This window comes from Acetobacter malorum (assembly GCF_002153605.1).
Taxonomy (GTDB): domain Bacteria; phylum Pseudomonadota; class Alphaproteobacteria; order Acetobacterales; family Acetobacteraceae; genus Acetobacter; species Acetobacter malorum_A.
In genome coordinates, this window is record NZ_JOPG01000014.1 from 24884 (window position 1) to 41737 (window position 16854).

At 59.4% G+C, this 16854-nt stretch carries 14 protein-coding genes; 6 read left to right on the top strand and 8 right to left on the bottom strand.

What is annotated here, in order from left to right:
- Window positions 1-101 precede the first annotated feature (101 nt).
- A complete protein-coding gene (locus tag HK23_RS06995; RefSeq protein ID WP_306300683.1) occupies window positions 102-1598 on the top strand; it encodes an alginate export family protein in 1497 nt (498 codons plus the stop codon).
- A gap of 70 nt (window positions 1599-1668) precedes the next feature.
- On the top strand, window positions 1669-3024 hold the full coding sequence (locus tag HK23_RS07000; protein WP_086653425.1) for an amino acid permease: 1356 nt from the start codon (window positions 1669-1671) through the stop codon (window positions 3022-3024).
- A 460-nt stretch (window positions 3025-3484) separates the two neighbouring features.
- On the opposite strand, the gene HK23_RS07005 is transcribed toward HK23_RS07000, so the two are convergent.
- The 4 genes from HK23_RS07005 to HK23_RS07020 all read right to left on the bottom strand — a co-directional run bounded on the left by HK23_RS07005 (window position 3485) and on the right by HK23_RS07020 (window position 10405).
- On the bottom strand, window positions 3485-4939 hold the full coding sequence (locus HK23_RS07005; protein WP_086653426.1) for a zinc-binding metallopeptidase family protein: 1455 nt from the start codon (window positions 4937-4939) through the stop codon (window positions 3485-3487).
- Window positions 4940-4942: 3 nt separating this feature from the next.
- Window positions 4943-5626: a YoaK family protein gene (locus HK23_RS07010; RefSeq protein ID WP_063907947.1), complete on the bottom strand. Its 684-nt coding sequence runs from the start codon at window positions 5624-5626 to the stop codon at window positions 4943-4945.
- Between the two features lie 127 nt (window positions 5627-5753).
- Entirely contained in the window at window positions 5754-9389 is a 3636-nt protein-coding gene (gene putA / locus HK23_RS07015) for a bifunctional proline dehydrogenase/L-glutamate gamma-semialdehyde dehydrogenase PutA (RefSeq protein ID WP_086653427.1), read from the bottom strand.
- A 311-nt stretch (window positions 9390-9700) separates the two neighbouring features.
- A complete protein-coding gene (locus HK23_RS07020) occupies window positions 9701-10405 on the bottom strand; it encodes a GntR family transcriptional regulator (protein ID WP_063907949.1) in 705 nt (234 codons plus the stop codon).
- 549 nt (window positions 10406-10954) lie between these two features.
- On the opposite strand from HK23_RS07020, the gene HK23_RS07025 reads away from it, so the two are divergent.
- Both HK23_RS07025 and acs read left to right on the top strand, forming a co-directional pair.
- Window positions 10955-11407 carry a YjjA family protein gene (locus HK23_RS07025; RefSeq protein ID WP_063907951.1) on the top strand — a complete coding sequence of 151 codons (453 nt, stop codon included), beginning with the start codon at window positions 10955-10957 and terminating at the stop codon, window positions 11405-11407.
- Between the two features lie 265 nt (window positions 11408-11672).
- On the top strand, window positions 11673-13568 hold the full coding sequence (acs, locus tag HK23_RS07030; protein WP_373270315.1) for an acetate--CoA ligase: 1896 nt from the start codon (window positions 11673-11675) through the stop codon (window positions 13566-13568).
- Window positions 13569-13649: 81 nt separating this feature from the next.
- Here the strand turns inward: acs and HK23_RS07035 are convergent, their stop codons facing one another.
- Both HK23_RS07035 and HK23_RS07040 read right to left on the bottom strand, forming a co-directional pair.
- The gene (locus HK23_RS07035) at window positions 13650-14099 is read right to left on the bottom strand and encodes a CHRD domain-containing protein (RefSeq protein WP_063907952.1); all 450 of its coding nucleotides are present in this window, start codon (window positions 14097-14099) and stop codon (window positions 13650-13652) included.
- A 172-nt stretch (window positions 14100-14271) separates the two neighbouring features.
- Entirely contained in the window at window positions 14272-14520 is a 249-nt protein-coding gene (locus tag HK23_RS07040; protein WP_256940103.1) for a DUF1653 domain-containing protein, read from the bottom strand.
- A 40-nt stretch (window positions 14521-14560) separates the two neighbouring features.
- Here HK23_RS07040 and HK23_RS07045 point away from each other — a divergent pair, with 40 nt between their 5' ends.
- Together HK23_RS07045 and HK23_RS07050 are read left to right on the top strand one after the other, a co-directional pair.
- Window positions 14561-15175, top strand: a complete 615-nt coding sequence (locus HK23_RS07045) for a hypothetical protein (RefSeq protein ID WP_256940104.1) — start codon at window positions 14561-14563, stop codon at window positions 15173-15175.
- 38 nt (window positions 15176-15213) lie between these two features.
- A complete protein-coding gene (locus HK23_RS07050; protein ID WP_063907953.1) occupies window positions 15214-15516 on the top strand; it encodes a hypothetical protein in 303 nt (100 codons plus the stop codon).
- Here HK23_RS07050 and HK23_RS07055 read toward each other — a convergent pair.
- Window positions 15499-16443 carry an SAM-dependent methyltransferase gene (locus HK23_RS07055; protein ID WP_086653428.1) on the bottom strand — a complete coding sequence of 315 codons (945 nt, stop codon included), beginning with the start codon at window positions 16441-16443 and terminating at the stop codon, window positions 15499-15501. The genes HK23_RS07050 and HK23_RS07055 overlap by 18 nt on opposite strands.
- Window positions 16440-16823, bottom strand: a complete 384-nt coding sequence (locus HK23_RS07060; protein WP_063907955.1) for a DUF423 domain-containing protein — start codon at window positions 16821-16823, stop codon at window positions 16440-16442. The genes HK23_RS07055 and HK23_RS07060 overlap by 4 nt, the downstream gene beginning before the upstream one ends.
- Between the last annotated feature and the right edge of the window lie 31 nt (window positions 16824-16854).

Consider the following 16854-nt stretch of genomic DNA (forward strand, 5'->3'; position numbering starts at 1 on the left):
ATGGCATGAGACAGAGTATGGCGGCCTGTTGCCGCAGTGTGTGCTAGGGCACCATGCGCAAGACAGTTCATTCTCTTGTTCTGGGCGGTCTGGGCCTGTGTATGTCTTTTGGGATGCAAAGCCAAAGCGCACAGGCGGATACAACGCTGGTGTCTGTGCGTGGTCTGACGCTGCAGGGCGGTCTGGACATTGGGGGTTCAGCCTTTTTTGTTCCCAATGCCAACTTTGGCGCGGGTTCTTACGCACCCCAGAAAAACGGTGCCTATCAGCGGCATAAAAACCCTGTTTATGGTGAGTTTTACGGCAAACCCATTCTGACCGGCCAGTGGGCGCTGGGGCATGGTTTTACGGTTATTGGCAGAGCCTCCGCCCTCGGTGCGACGACGCTGGGCAACGGGGATGCGGAAGAGGTGTCTCAAACCTCCGGCACACCCCGTTCTATTTATCTGGAAGAAGCCAATCTGGGCGTGGAAATGCCCGTCAAGCTTTTCGGAAATCCTAACAAACTGACAATTCTGGGTGGCAGGCAGGCCTTTGCGGTGGATGATGGCTTCCTGATTGGCAAAGGCACCTACAGTGCCGGCAACCGTGGCGCATGGTGGTATGCACCGCGCTTTGCCTTTTCCGGCCCCGGTGTCATCAAGCTGGAAGGCAACCCGGTGCGCGCCGATGTCTTCATGCTGGAGAGCAACTCCGATAATGATATCGACAAGGGGTATGACCGCCCTAAAACCAAGTTTGTCGGGTTTGACGTCAGCTGGTTTGTCAATCGTCCCGGCGGGCATGGGGAAAACACCTATGCGGACCGCGCGGCGTTTGTAACGCTTACCTACTTCCATGTGCGTGAGGCCGATACGTCCGCACACTATGATTATTCCGCCCGTGCGGACAGGGAGGGGATGAACGTGGCCTCCCTGAGCTGGGGCGGCACGTTATTCCCCATCAAACAGCTTGGCATTTCCAAGAACTTTACGTTCTACGGAGATTTTGTATCCGAGCAGAACAGTCACGCTGGCAATGGGTATCAATCTGTTGAGGCCTACGGCATGTTTCTTGAGCCCGGCTACAGATTTTCCATGCTGCCCTGGCAGCCCTCCCTGTTCTATCGCTATACGCGCTATAGCGGTGCCAGAAACCCGGAAGGCTCCGTCAAACGGAGTTACGACACGTTCTTCCTGTATGACGGTAAGCGCTATTGTTATGGCGGGTACTGGCCGGGGGAAATTGTGGGGATGTATCTGGCCCCGCTTTCCAATCTGGAAGTGCATCAGATTGACCTGACAGCCACTCCGCCCGTGCATCTGATGAACCCGCAGGACAGCCTGAAGCTTGGTCTGCATTATTATGATCTGTCTTTGCTTTATGCCACAGGGGCAGGCCTCAAACCCCATACCGGGCGGCATATTTCAGACGAGCTGGATGTCTCGGCTGAATATACGCTCAACGCCACAACATCCGCCGCGCTGACCGGAGGCGTTGCGTTTTCCGGCCCTGCCGGAAAGGCGCTGGCCCGCGCTGGCGTGCCCCAAAACTATGCCCTGCCGGACCTTGGCCACCATGCCGGTATTATCGAGGCTTACTTCTTCAAGCATTTCTAACGGAAATTTCCCTCTTTCTTCCGAATGAGCAATAATCTCCCGGATAACAACAACACAGGACGCCGCGCTTATGGTCGATCAGGACAGCACCCCACCCACCACACAGCCTGCGGGTTTAAGAAACCGGCATATAGCGATGATCGCTCTGGGCGGCATTATTGGTGCGGGGCTGTTCGTCGGAAGTAGTGCGGCCATTGCCGCAACTGGCCCGGCCGTGCTGCTGGCGTTTCTGGCCGTCGGTTTTCTGGTCATTCTGGTCATGCGTATGCTGGGGGAGATGGTCACGGCGGACCCGGGACGTGGCTCCTTTGTGGAATATATCCGCGCAGCACATGGGGATAAGCTGGGCTTTACCGCAGGCTGGCTCTACTGGTTTTTCTGGGTTGTGGTGCTGGGGAGCGAGGCAATTGCCGGCGCCCTTCTGTTACAGGACTGGATTGCCATGCCGGTCTGGCTGCTGTCCATTGCCCTGATTGTGCTGCTTAAGCTGGTCAATTTTGCAGCCCCCCGCGTGTTTGGGGAGTGTGAATTCTGGCTTTCCATGATCAAGGTCATCAGCATTGTCGCCTTTATCGGGGCGGCTCTGCTGTATGTTTTCCATGTGTTTGGACCGGGTGTGCCAGTGCGTGAAAACGTGCTTGGGCATGGCGGCTTTTTCCCGCATGGGCCGGTGGCGGTTCTGTCCATTATCCCCACCATTCTGTTCACCATGATGGGGTCTGAAATTGCGACCGTTGCAGCAGCAGAATCCCCGGAACCGGGCAAGAACGTCGCACGGGTGACGCGCAGTATCGGCACCCGTGTCACGCTGTTTTATCTGGCGTCCGTCGCCATGATCCTGATGGTTGTGCCATGGCCTTCCATTATTCCGGGCCGCTCTCCGTTTGTAACGGCCATGGACGTTATGGGTGTTCCGGGTGCTGGCCTGCTGATGCGCATTGTGGTGCTGAGTGCGGTGCTGTCCTGCCTCAATTCCAGCATGTATATTACGTCCCGTATTCTGACGGAACTGGCCGGGGGCGGTGATGCTCCGGCCATTCTGGCACGTAAATCCCATACGCACACACCGCGTCTGGCCATTACGGTCAGCAGTGTGGCGGGCACGCTGGTGGCGTTTTCCTCCATCCTTGCGCCCAACACTATTTTTGCTTTCCTGCTGAGCTGTAGCGGTGGCGTCATTCTGGTGGTGTATTGCCTGATTGTCTCCGCTTATGTGCAAACACGGCGCCGGGCGGAGCAGGCGGGGCAGGGGGATGGCTTCAACCTGCCGCTGTTCCCGTTCTGCAATTATGCAACGCTGCTGGCTGTGGCCTTTGTGTTCATCGCCATGATGTTCAACCCGTCAGAACGGATGACCGCCATTGCCAGCCTTAGCACCTCGGTCTTCTTCTTCGTTCTGGCATCGCTGAAGAACAAGAGCGCTTAAAAGCGGGCGGTCTTTTTCGCGCCAGATAAGAGGGGCGCTGACTGATGTTTCGGCACAGTCAGCGCCCTTTTTTTATGATGAACATCTGGCTTCATTTAAAATGGAAACCTTCTGTCTGCACGGCGTTCTGTTGTAATGCCCCTTAAACACGCCGGATAAAATGTCCTGCCGTCTTCCCGTGTGAGGGGCGCTTTTTCACAGATCAATGTGAGGTTGTGTCATGGTCGATAAAAAAGACAAAAACGGCAAACGACAGATTCAGGAAGAAAATCTGGACGACACTCTGGACGATAGCTTTCCGGCGAGCGATCCGCCGTCCCACAGCGGGGTAACGGGAGACCGGGACCCTCCGAAAAAACCTGAAAAGTCTCCCAAAAAATAGTCTCGCTATGACCGGGGCTGCATAGGCTGGGGCACGCACGACAAGACGCAGGTTATGTGCCCATTTTCAGGATGTGCTTTAGCGGGATAAGACAGACCGCAAGAGGGCGCGAAATCTTGAAAAAGGCACATGGCCGAAGTGTTTTTTCGGGAGTGTGACGAGTGCTGTGGCAACGCGTGCGAACGTCATGATCTGCTGAGAAGCATACTCAGCATTCAGGCGTTCCAGCCCGCCGCCGGGCAGGATCTGGCACAGATAATCGGGGATAGGGCAGGTTGAGATAACGGGGATGCCAGCGCTATAGAGCGGCTGTCCTTCACCCAGCATGGTCTTTTTCAGGCGTGGGAAGACGGTCACAGCGCGTAGCCGCGTCTGGAGCCGGGCGGCCTGACAGTAAATCTGGTTGAACTGACGATTGGTTGTGTAAACAATGTCCCGTTCCAGCTCTCCTGTCGCCTCAGGGGTCCCGGTCGTCGGGTTGTCCCGCCATTCCATACAGCCCAGATGTTCCAGCGTTATTCCGGCAACGGCGCGGGCATGGCCTGCTTTGCCGTCCCACAATGGCTGATTGGCAGCCAGCCAGGCAGAGGTGGCCTGATCACCCTTCAGGCCAATTTGCGGGATCTGGAAGTGGCCCGTTGCCAGCACAAAGATCAATGTTCTCTGGCGAGCCTGTAGCGGGAGGCCGGAAAAATAGTGTGCCAACGCCAGAACGCCGGCTGCTCCGTTTTCCTCGCACGCATTAGGGCCGTCCGTATGCGTAGTGATCAGGAGCGTTTCATCCTGTCGTTGCCCCGGTAACACAGCATGAAGTGAGCGTGTCTGCACCGGTTCTACAGTTGCTTTGAGTGTCAGCGTAACTTTCTGGCCGGTGGTGGCGAGTGCTTTCAGGCGCGTGCGTTCAGACGCACTGACCCAGAGAGCAGGCAGATCCGCATAGGGGGTTGTGAACGGCACAACCTGTCCGGCCAGTTGTGGGGGAGAAACACCCTCGAACAGGCAGATCACACCCCGCACACCCGCCTTGCGGGCCTTATCCAGCGCAACGCCCATCAGTCCCGTAAGAAGCGGTGTTTTGATCCGGGCGGGAAAGCTGGCGCTTTGATCTGGCAGGCTGTTTTTGCGTTTCATGAACAGGCTGATCAGGAAACGCGTCAGATCGATCCGCTTAAGGAGGATAACGGCGATTTTGCCCTGTGCTTTCCGAAAAGAATGCGGCTTGCCGTCATACCAGACGAGTTCTGCGCTCACGCCCTCTGCCGGGGTCTGGCCAGAATATGGATAAGGGGCGGCAACTGGAATGGGGCCATCCGGCCCGCTTAAGGACACATGCTCAGGCGTCCAGCGGGTGATGGAATGAACGGTTTCTTCGGCTTTCAGCCCTATTTTTTCAAGTTCGGTCGCGAGGAAGGCAAGAGAGGCCTCGTGCGCGGGCGTGCCGGTCAGACGCGGGCCAAAACTATTGAGCTGCTCAATCCAGTGCCAACACGCGTCTTTGGAGGGGAGTGTGGGGAAAGCCGCAGGCGGTTCCACAAATTAATGCACCGTAATCCGGTCCAGATGCGCCAGCAGTTTATGCTCGCGCACGTGCAGCAGGGCGCCGGCGGTGAGGATCGTTCCGGCGGCTACGGCAATGGCGAGGGAAACGCTGTGGCTGGATGTCAGTGTGCCAATGACAGCCCCCACAAACAGGCTACTGATGGCGGCCAGCCGACGCCATGTGCCGGGGTTGGTGCCCCCGGCAAACGTGCTGTTATGTGCCAGACCATGCAGGAGCATGGTGGCGGCGGGCAGGCTCATATCCGCAACCTTGGCGTGGCGGGTGGCGGAGGTTTGCAGCCCCATGGCAAAGGCCAGCAGGCCGAGCGTGATATAGGTGCAGCCCGGCGGTTGCGCAGCCCATTCCAGTGCAGTCAGCCCAACAATGGTGCCCACCACCAGCAGAACATCGCCCACAGCAAGGCGCACGGTGCGGTCCCGCCGCACAAGGCGGCCACCCGTCAGTGCGCCCAGCAGATACAGGCCAATGGCTTCAAAGCCGGATAGCACCACGCTTTCTGATGTGGCGATATGCACGGCCATCAGCAGGACGGTGGCGGTCATGTATCCGGCAAAAATCTTCAGATGCAGCAGGGAAATAGCGTCCAGCATGCCCATGGCCATGGTTACCAGAATGATGCTGATAACCAGTCGGGGGTCATGTCCTGCACGGGTGCTCATAGGGTCTCCACTTAAAAAATAAACACGGGAAAAAGATCCGGTAAGCCGGGCGTCATATCATTATTCGCCCGGCTTGTGTGGAGTCTCTTGCCTGCTTTGTCCGGAGTGCAGGGGTAGGGCGGAAGGTTTAGCCCAGCGCCATCAGGCTGGCATTCCCCCCCGCCGCAGTGGTGTTAATGCTGCGGCACTGTTCCTCCACCACGCTTTCCGGCGCAGGCAGACCTGCCGCCGTCAGCCATGCGGAGGCAATCGGGCGCTCACTGGTGCTCAGTGCCTTACGGGCTTCGGCAAACGCAGCGTCATCCTGTTCCCCCAGCACAATGGCGCAGGCCTCTTCCGTGGCTGAGGTGACCGGGCGGATAACCAGTTGCAACGCATCCGGCAGGGTTGCAATCCAGCACGTCAGGCTTGCATCCGCCAGAACAAGAGCGGCGTTATCCCCGGACAGAGCCAGAGAAATCTGGTCATACAGCCCCGCTTTTGTCTGGGCGATGCACAGGATATTGCCGCGCCGCGTCAGGCTGTAGAGGTTGCTTTCTCCGACCGGGCCGGGGAGGGCGATCTGCCCGCCCACCAGTGTCTGGCGGCTGAGAGCAGCAGCCGTGCAGGCGGCTTTGCTCTCGCCCTGCTCCCGCAGCCAGTCCGTCCAGCGGGCCATGGTGGCAGGGATACGCCCACGCACCAGCGGAGGCAGGGCCGGAGCCTGCGCCAGCAGACGGCGCAGAATGAGCGGACCACCCGCCTTGGGGCCAGTACCGGACAGGCCACGCCCACCAAACGGCTGCACACCGACTACCGCGCCAATGGTATTGCGGTTGACGTAGAGGTTCCCGGCATCAATGCGCGAGAGCACATGTTGCACGGTGGATTCAATGCGGGTGTGCAGGCCAAAGGTCAGACCATAGCCCGTCTCGTTAATGCTGGAGAGCATTGTATCCAGCGTGCTGCGGGAATAGCGCAGCACATGCAGAACGGGGCCGAACACTTCCGGGCCAATTTCCCGAATGTTGGCAACTTCAATCAGCGTGGGGGCTACAAAGCTGCCGTTGGCGCAGTGTTCCGGCAGGGGCAGCGCATAAACAGGCGCTTTTTTCTGGCGGAACGTCTCGACGTGTTTGGTAATGCCTTCCGCTGCGTCTGCCGTAATCACCGGGCCAACATCGGTGGAGAGCAAGGCGGGATTGCCAATACGCAACTCCCGCATGGCACCGCGCAGCATGGTCAGCACATGGTCGGCGCAATCTTCCTGCACGCACAGCACGCGCAGGGCGGAGCAGCGCTGCCCGGCGCTGTCAAACGCGGAGGCGACAACATCCATCACCACCTGCTCGGCCAGTGCAGAGGAATCCACAATCATGGCGTTCTGGCCGCCGGTTTCCGCAATAAACGGTACCGGCTGGCCAGTGTGGGTGCGGCGACCTTCAAGCTGACGATTGATGATCTGGGCCACGACGGTGGAGCCGGTGAACATTACGCCGGATACGCGCTCATCCCCCACCAGAGCAGCCCCAATGTCGCCTTCACCCGGCAGCAGTTGCAGAGCCGCGGCGGGCACCCCGGCCTCGCGCAGAATAGTCACAGCGAGGGCGGCGATCAGCGGTGTTTCTTCTGCCGGTTTGGCCAGCACCACGTTGCCAGCGGCAAGGGCTGCGGCCACCTGACCGAGGAAGATGGCCAGCGGGAAGTTCCACGGGCTGATACACGCCACCACGCCCAGCGGGGCATGGGTTGCGTTGTCAAAATCCCTTGCAATGGTGGCAGCGTAATAGCGGAGGAAGTCCACGGCTTCCCGCACTTCCGCCACGCCATTGGGCAGGGATTTCCCAGCCTCGCGGGAGAGCAGGGCCAGCAGTTCATCACGGTGGGCTTCAAGGCTGTCAGACGCCTTGATCAGAATATCAGCACGTGCCTGCGGGGTGAGGTCAGACCAGCTTGCCTGCCCTTTAACAGCGGCAGCAGCGGCCTTTTTCACGCTATCCGGGGTGGCGTATTCCACCGTGCCCACCACATCGCGCCGGTCGGACGGGTTGGTGACAGGCTGGGTTTTTTTGCCGGGTTTGACGCCAACCACCATTGGCGCGGCCTGCCAGGGGCCGGAGGCTTTGGTCAGGCCCTCCAGCAGATCGGACAGCACGCTGTCATCCGCCAGATCGGTCCCGGCAGAGTTGCGGCGTTCGGCCCCGAACAGGGCAGGCGGTTTACGAATATCCGGGTGCGATGCGCCATACGGCGTAAAGCTGTGCGCAACCTGAATGGGGTCTTCCACCAGACTGGACACCGGAATGGCCGGGTCGCCAATCTGGTTAACGAAGGAGGAATTCGCGCCGTTTTCAAGCAGACGGCGCACCAGATACGCCAGAAGCGTTTCATGCGTGCCGACGGGCGCATAAATACGGGCCGGACGGTTGAGTTTGCCTGCCCCCACAACCTGTTTGTAAAGCGGTTCCCCCATGCCGTGCAGGCACTGGAATTCATAGGAGCCAACTTCAAATTTCTCGCCTGCCAGTGTGTAAATGGTAGCAAGTGTGCGGGCATTATGGGTGGCGAACTGCGGGAAGATCACATCCCGTGCGTTCAGCAGCTTTCGCGCGCAGGCAATATAGCTGATGTCCGTGTGGGCTTTGCGGGTATAGACCGGGAAGTCTTTCAGGCCTTCAACCTGACCCTTTTTAATCTCGCTGTCCCAGTAAGCGCCTTTAACCAGACGCACCATGATACGGCGGTCGCTGCGGCGGGCGAGGTCAATAATGTAATCCAGCACATACGGGCAGCGCTTGCCGTAAGCCTGCACCACAAAGCCAATGCCGTTCCAGCCTTCCAGACCCGGCGTGTGGCACAGGGCTTCCAGCAGGTCGAGCGAGACGTCCAGACGCTCGGTTTCTTCGGCATCAATATTCAGGCCGATGTCATATTTGCGGGCCAGAAGAGTGAGTTCCTGCACAACCGGCAGCAGTTCCGTCATTACGCGTTCATGCTGGGCGCGGGCATAACGCGGATGCAGGGCAGAGAGCTTGATGGAAATGCCGGGGCGTTCATACACATTTGCCCCCTGCGCGCTGCGGCCAATGGCGCGAATGGCGGTCAGGTAATCCTGCTTGTAACGCTCGGCATCACGCGCGGTGAGGGCGGCTTCTCCCAGCATGTCATAGGAATAGGAAAAGCCGAGTGCTTCCAGCTTGCTGCTGTTAGCGCGGGCTTTTTCAATGGTTTCCCCCAGCACAAACTGCTCGCCCATCATGCGCATGGCGGCATCGACGGCCTTGCGGATCACCGGCTTGGTGCCGCGACTGACAAAGCCGAGCAGAGCGGATTTCAGGCTGCTGTCATCCTGCGGGGTGACGAGCTTGCCTGTTACGGCCAGCCCCCATGCCGCAGCATTGGCAAAAATCGGCGTGCTGCGGGAAATGTGGGAGAGCCAGTCGCCCTCACCAATCTTGTCACGGATCAGCGCATCACGCGTTGCGGTATCGGGGATGCGCAGCAGGGCTTCTGCCAGACACATCAGCGCCACGCCCTCGGCTGAGGAAAGGGCGAATTCCTGCACCAGACTTTCCACAATACCGGGGTTGCGTTCCGCCCGGAGGGATGTGGCCAGACCGGCCGCAAGATCGGTAACGCGTTTGCCGTCTTCTGCCGTAAGTGTGGCATCGGGCGTGAGAGCCGCCACGCAGTGCTCTTCCGGTTGGCGCATGGCCCGGATAATCGCCTGACGCAGCGGGCTTCGGGAGGCGAATGCAGGCGCAAAAGAGTCAGATAAGGACATGGCATGAATTCCGAACAGGACAAGCCTGACTTCGCTGGCTGCGGGAAGACTCAGGAAGTTTTGGCTCCACAACGATTTTTCCTCGTTACACGATATTATATGATTTGCAAAATCATATAATCAGAGCGTGGCTAAGCCTGTGTTTTCGCCAGATTTCTGCGGGATATGGGGGTGTTCAGACTCGTGTGGGGCAGGCCGTTTCAGGCCGGTTTCACACATCAAGCAGGCAAACGGGCTGATTCCAGAGAATCATCCGGTAGCCTCTTCAGCCTCTACGCATGTGTCCTTCGGCGGAGCGCCGCAGGGTTTTGTTAGCTGGCCTCATCCAGATTGTTCTTCTTGCGGAAGACATCAGCGGAGATATGGGCAGCTTCCAGAATATGCTCGCGCGTGAGGCGGGCGGCGAGATCGGCATCCCGGGCGCGGCAGGCTTCCATAATGGCCCGGTGTTCCGCATCGGTTACGGTCTTGCGGCCTTCCAGAACCAGGTGCCCGCGAATGTAGCGGTCCAGCCGGTTGTGCAGGTCGTCAATCATTTCCAGCAGGCGGGGCTTACGGGCTGCTGCATAAATAGCGTTGTGGAAGGCCCGGTTCAGCGCGCCGGAAGGGCGGGAGGTATCCGGGTTGCGGGTGCCTTCCACAAAAGCCTCATAGGCATCTTCTATATGGGCAAGGTCCACGCGGGTCAGGTTCGCCACAGCATCCCGCGCGGCCTGCTCTTCCAGCAACGCGCGGATTTGCGAGTATTCCAGAATGTCCTCGGCATCCAGCCCCATCACCATCGCGCCCCGGTTGGGCTGGAATGTCACCAGCCCTTCGGCTTCCAGATGCTTCAGGGCTTCCCGCACGGGAATAATACTGACCCCAAAGCCAGCGGCGAGTTCGGACTGTGGGAGTGCCTGCCCCGCGCGGAGGCTATCCGCCAGAATAGCTTTGCGCAGCGCGTCGCAAATGGTTTCCGATGCCTTGCCGTGGCCTGCAAACTCGGTCTGGTGAAAAAGACTGGCCGGCAGCATGGGCGACGGCTCCCTTCAGATCGTTTCTGACTCGTGACTATCTATCATAGTCAGCACAGGCCTTCTGTCCAATCAGTTTGCATAAAGCTGCCGGAACAGGGGCTTGGGCGCTCTGGTCACACTATCGTGAACGGTGCAGAGGGGGAGAGGCTCAGGGTTTGGGGCGTGGTGTGAGGAGAGGCGCAAGGCAGGAACGGAGGGGCGATCACAGTGCCCCGGTGCGCTGCCGGGGGGAGAGTGCTCTGGCGAATAAAGCGGGCGTCTCTGCTTTGTGGATAAGGCCAAAAGCGCCTCTCTCATCAAGGTGTTTTGTTATCAGATCAAAAATGAGGGTGGTGGCAAGGCAGGCCGGAACAGCGGCCACTCATTTGCCCGATGGCCAGAAAGCGGCAGGCGGGCAGGCCTCTTTTTGGGCCGGCCGGGCCGTGCGCTGGTAAGAAAGCCGCGGCTGACCTGTGGTCTGCCATGCTCCCGGTGCGCAGGGGGCTGGCTTGATCTTTCCCAAATTTGCAGGCCACTTTGGCGCATATTCCGCTAGGGAGATTCTGAATGAAACTGATTTCCGTACGTGCCCTGTCGGCGCTTGCTGTTACGACTATGCTGGCCGGCGCGCCGCTGTTTGCTCATGCTGCCGATACCCCGGCCCCTGTCTCCAAAGGGGGCGAACAGGCTGAATCTGGTGGTAAAACGGCGACGCTGACCGATACGGACCTGTCCGGTTATGTTGGTTCCATCGACCCGGCTGAAGTGGGTGGCCTGCTGAACTATTGTACGCAGGGCAACTACGTTCCTGATTATGACGACGCCTTTAAGGTGCTTCAGTCCTATAATCAGAAAACCAATGCCGTGCCGGATGGTCAGGAAGGCAACATGTTCTACGCGCGTGGAACAGCAGGCCAGCTGCAGGCCAATGGCAAGACCTATTCTATTGCCACGTCCAGCATTCCTGTGCGCCAGAAAACCTGTAAGGCCGTTCTGGATCGCGCCAGAGCCGCTCTGTAAGGCATCGCCTGATCTCTCTTTTGGGCTGAGGGGACAGTCTCCCAGCACCGGAAGAGCAGAGTTTTGCAAAAAGGTCAGTCGCAGTGCGGCTGGCCTTTTTTGTGTTGTAATGAACGAAGTTTAATCCTCTCGATCAAGTCGCTGTGCCTTTCCCCCTGGCCCCCGATGTGATCAAAACCATTCTGTCCCTGTAACCAGACAGAACGGGGCTACAAAGATAAGGAGCGGAACGAGCGTGCCAGAAGTGTTTAAAGCTCCGGCTGGAGTGGGTCTGACAGCCGGGCAATATGGGGATATGGTGCATAAGGCACATCAGGATCCTGACACCTTCTGGCTTGAGCAGGCCCGTAAGCTGGCCTGGCATGTTCCACCACAACACGCATCCCGCTCTGACTTTAAGAATGATGTACGGATTGACTGGTTTTCTGACGGGCGGCTGAATGTCTCGGAAAACTGTCTGGACCGGCATGTCCGGACCCAGCCTGATAAGATCGCGCTGATCTGGCAGGGGCAGGATGAGGACCAGAAGGAAAGCCTGACTTATCAGGAGCTGCACGTCCGCGTTTGCCGTCTCGCCAATGTGCTGCGGCGGCTTGGTGTCAAGAAGGGCGATTGCGTCGCCATCCATCTGCCCATGGTGGCGGAAGGGGTGATTGCCATGCTGGCCTGCGCCCGTATTGGGGCGGTACATGTCGTGCTGTTCGGCGGCTTTTCCGCCGATGGTCTGGCTGAGCGTCTGAGCGATAGCGGGGCCGTGCTGGTGCTGACGGCGGATGTAGCCCGCCGGGGCGACAAGCGCATTCCCAGCAAAACGACCATGGATGAGGCCATTACGCGCTGCGGTGCGGAAAGCCGCGTGCGGCATGTTCTGGTGGTGGCCGTAACCGGGGCCGATGTGCCGATGCAGCCGGGACGGGATCTTTCTTACGCGGATGAAGTGGCGCAGGAGCAGCCAGACTGCCCGGCGGAAAGCATGAGCGCGCTGGACCCGCTCTTTCTGCTCTACACCTCCGGCAGCACCGGGCGCCCCAAGGGGCTGGTGCATGGCTCTGGCGGCTATCTGGTCTGGGCGGCGTTTACGCATGCCACGGTGTTTGACCATAAGCCGGACGATATTTTCTGGTGCACGGCGGATACCAGCTGGATTACCGGCCACACCTATGTGGTCTATGGCCCGCTGACCAATGGCGGCACCATTCTGGTGTATGAAGGTCTGCCCTCATGGCCCGCGCCGGGCCGCTGGTGGGACGTGATCGACCAGTATGGTGTGACGGCTTTCTATTCTTCCCCAACGGTGGTGCGTGCTGCCATGCGGGAAGGGGATGATGTGGTGCGCAGCCGCTCGCTGGCCAGCCTGCGGGTGATTGGGACAGTCGGGGAGCCGATCAGCCCGGAAGCCTGGCAGTGGTTCCATGATGAAGTTGGCAAAGGCCGGTGCCCGGTGGTGGACACATGGTGGCAGACGGAAACCGGCGGCGTGATGATCACCGCTGCCGCTGGCTGCGTGACCCCGCGGCCCGGTGCGGCCTGCCTGCCTCTGCCGGGTGTAAGCGCTGCTCTGCTGGATACGCAGGGGCAACTGGTGGAAGGCCCGGGTGAAGGGCTGCTGTGCATGGCACGCTCATGGCCGGGACAGGCTCTGTCCATCTGGAAAGATCACGACCGCTTCCGCCAGACCTACTTCACCACCTGTCCGGGCTACTACTTTACCGGGGATGGCGCTCGGCGGGAGGCCGATGGCTATTACTGGATTACAGGCCGCGTGGATGATGTGGTGAATGTCTCCGGCCACCGGATTGGCACGGCGGAAATTGAAGATGCCGTGGCGATGGACCATGAGGTGGTGGAAAGTGCCGCCGTCGGTATTCCGCATGACCTGAAAGGGCAGGGGCTGGTGGTCTTTGTGGTGCCGAAGGAAGAGGGCGTGTTTCACCCGTCTGCCGTCAACCGTGCGGTAGCCGCCGGGGTTGGGCGTTATGCTGTGCCCGAGAAAATCTATGTGGTGCGGGATCTGCCCAAAACCCGGTCTGGCAAAATTGTCCGCCGTCTGCTGCGCAAAATTGCCATGCATGATCTGGAAGGACTGGGTGACCTGTCTACACTGGCCGACCCCGACATTGTGCCGGAACTGATTGCACTGGTGAAGGCGCAGGCCGCGTAAGGTCTGACCGGACAGTAAAAAGGGGGCGACCCATGTGGGCCACCCCCTTTTTTTCTCAACACTTAGGCGGATGTGTTCAGATTATTTGGTGTTGGTGCCCGGAGCCGGGATCAGCTGCGCGCGCACTTCACCATGCGGATGGGATGCTGTGCCCAGACCCACAAACAGCTGGCCGTGGCGATACAGATCAATCTGATCCGCGCTGAGAGTGATGGTGCCCGTCAGCGGTGCAAGATACGGGCCCTTCAGGTCCGCAACCTTTTCCGCGGTTTTGGACAGGTCTTTCGCCGCCAGCAGTTCAGCCCCCGTCACCGGGCCGGACAGGTTGTTCCAGGTGATGGTATAGCTGAGCAGATTGTTCTCGGTTTCCAGCGTGGCGCGCACGCCGCCTGTCACGCGGGACGGGGTTGCTTTCGCGCTGGCAAAATTGCCTTCAGACTGGATAGTCTCTGCGTGGGAAAGTGCTGGAGCGAAAGCCAGAGCGCCGGTCAGCAGAGCAGCACTAAGCGTAAAATGTTTTTTTGAAATCATAATCGTCTCCTGTCGAAGTATAATTGTCTTACAGGAGGTCTAAACGCGCTCTTTCTAAAAAGGTTCCGAATAGGTTTTTAGAAAGATTCCGAAAGAGCGTCGTTCTGTGTTGTGGATGGGCTCTCTATTTCTAAAGAGGGCGTTGGTGAATAGTTTTGAAATCGTTATTTATTCACTGATCAGAAGACGCAATGGGAGCAAAACGCGGCACACCGTTTACAGTTTCCTGCCACATGGCCAGAGGGCGCACCCAGTAATCCCCCCGTGCTTCACTCCGGTAAGTGACCAGCCATTCCTCGGTCTCGCTGTGGCGCCCCACGCAAATCACGGTATAAAGTCCACCTTTATAATGTCGGTATGGGCCGGGGCGCGGATGGTCGGGTTCGGACGTATCGAACGTATTGGGATCGTGCATTTTCATGGTAGTCTTCTGTTCCACAGCTTGCGGGAGGATCGCAACCTTGAACCGACATGTTCTTTCAGGCCGGGTGCTGGCAGGCCTTGCCGTGCTGGCGTTGAGCGCCGTGCCCGGCCATGCCGCAACACAAGGAAAGGCCAGCACGCACAAAAGCAGCGCGCATAAAGGGCATGCCAGCAAGGGGACGGCGCAGCAGAGCGGGGACCCGGTGATTATGACCAGCCAGCCCGGCTCCGCGCTGGATAAACAGGCCCGCATCCTGAATGCGGAGGATCTGGCTTCTGCCGCGCGGCATCATGAAAAACCGCTGGTGCTGATCGGCTCAGCCCCCCTGTCTACTACGGGAAAGAGCATTGGCCTGTTTGTGCAGGTACAGTCCGCCAGCCTGTGCGGCTCTGCGGGGTGCTCCACGGACGTTTACCTCCAGCAGAAGGGCAACTGGACCAAGGTGCTGGATTCTGTCAGCGGCCCTATCAGCCTGCTGCCGACAACGCATGGCATCATGAAAGATATTCTGGTGGACGGGTCTGATCGCTGGATCTGGAAAAAAGGCACCTATACCGACACGCTGGTGGCGACTGACCTGCCGGGCTTTAAAACCTCCATCCGTCGCCATCAGGCGGCTATGAAAAAAAGCGGCCATCCGGTTTCTGAATAAGGACCGGCTGCAATGACCTGAAACATGACGGAGACTGCATGCCGGATAAAAGGCACCCCCCGACTGCCGCAGGCAGCATCGGGCGCACCCTGCTGAAAACAGTGTGCGCTGTCGCTCTGACAGCTTTGTTGATTTCCCTGCTGCGGGAAGGACTGAGCCTGCTGCCGTGGGTGGATCGTAAAACGGGCCAGCATGCCGGGGCTTCAGTGCTTCAGGTTCTGGCCGCCGATGGCAACACCAGCCAGCAGCAGATGATTGCCGCTGGCCTGATGGTGCTGTGTTTCCTGCTGGCGATTGTTCTGGTGCGCTGGGGCGAGCGGTTGTTAGACCGCAGCCGCTGAGGCCGCCTCCGCCTGCGACCAGAAAAACGTCAGCTCATGCTTGTTATGGGCCAGATGCCGCAGGCTGCCACCGGGAATGGCCTCAAAAGCCGTTACGGTCTCATGGTCCGTTTCGCCCTGAAATTTGACGGTCAGCACCATGTTTTTGGTGCGGCCTGACTCAATCCAGCGTCTGGCCAGCGCCAGCAGGCGGGCCGGATAGGCGATAATATCTGAAAACACCCAGTCCACTTCCGGGAAGGAAGAGGGTTCCAGCCCAAAGGCGCTGCCCTGCTGGAACTGGACGTGCGGCATGGCGGCCACGGCGGGGTCCAGCGGGGCGCGGTCAATGGCGGTAACGTCTGCACCAAGCTGGGCAATGGCCCATGTCCAGCCGCCGGGTGTGGCTCCCAGATCCAGACAGGTTTCGCCCGGCTGCGGCCAGCGGCGCAGCAGCGTGCAGGCTTCCCACAGTTTCAGATAAGCACGGGATGGCGGTCCCGTCCGGTTTTCCACAAATTTTGGCGCACCGTTGATAAACGGGCTGCTTTTGCGGGCGGAAAACAGCATGGTCTCCGGGCTCAGCAGGGTCCACGCGCCAAGGGGGGCAGTTGGTGCTGCCGTGGGGAAGGTGAGGAGAGCGGCTTTGATGGGTGGCAGATTGTCTTCAATCAGTGCAGCCCGTCGGAAGAAGTCGGCGGCATACAAACCCCAGTTCCGCTGGCGGGCACGCAGGATTTTTGCAGCCCCCTTGATGGAGGGGATGGTGACCAGTTCCGGCTCTTCCCACACATCCAGCGCCCAGGGGGAAAATACGGAGGGCTGGGATGAGAGGGCAAGCTGGCCGTGCCAGCGGTCCACGGTTACGCCGCGTCGCTGCAAATCCTGCTCCAGAACAGCTTCCAGCCCTTCCGGCCCCAGCCATGCGCCACGAATAGTTTCAGTCATCCGCGCACCCATCCGGCAGCAAGGCAGAGCCATGAAAGAATGAGAATGCTCCCGCCGGTCGGGGCAACATGCGCGGCATGCTGGCCGGTAAAGGCCGTGTAATACACGCCCCCGCAGAACAGCAGGGTGCCGAGCAGCAGGCCGCAGCCGCCCAGCGCCAGCGGTTTGGTGGGGCGGCCCTGTGTGGTCAGGCCCAGCACAAGCAGGGCGAGGGCGTGCCACATCTGCATTTCCAGTGCGCCATGCGCCATCAGGCGGCCACCGGGGCCGAAGTCAGCCTCCGGCAGATGGGCGGTGAGCGCGCCCATAATGGTGCCGATGCCAGCAAGCAGAGCGCCGCAGACGCGCCATGAACGGGGAAGACTGGATAATGAAAGCATGATGCCGCCTTATAGAGGCAGAACCGGGCAG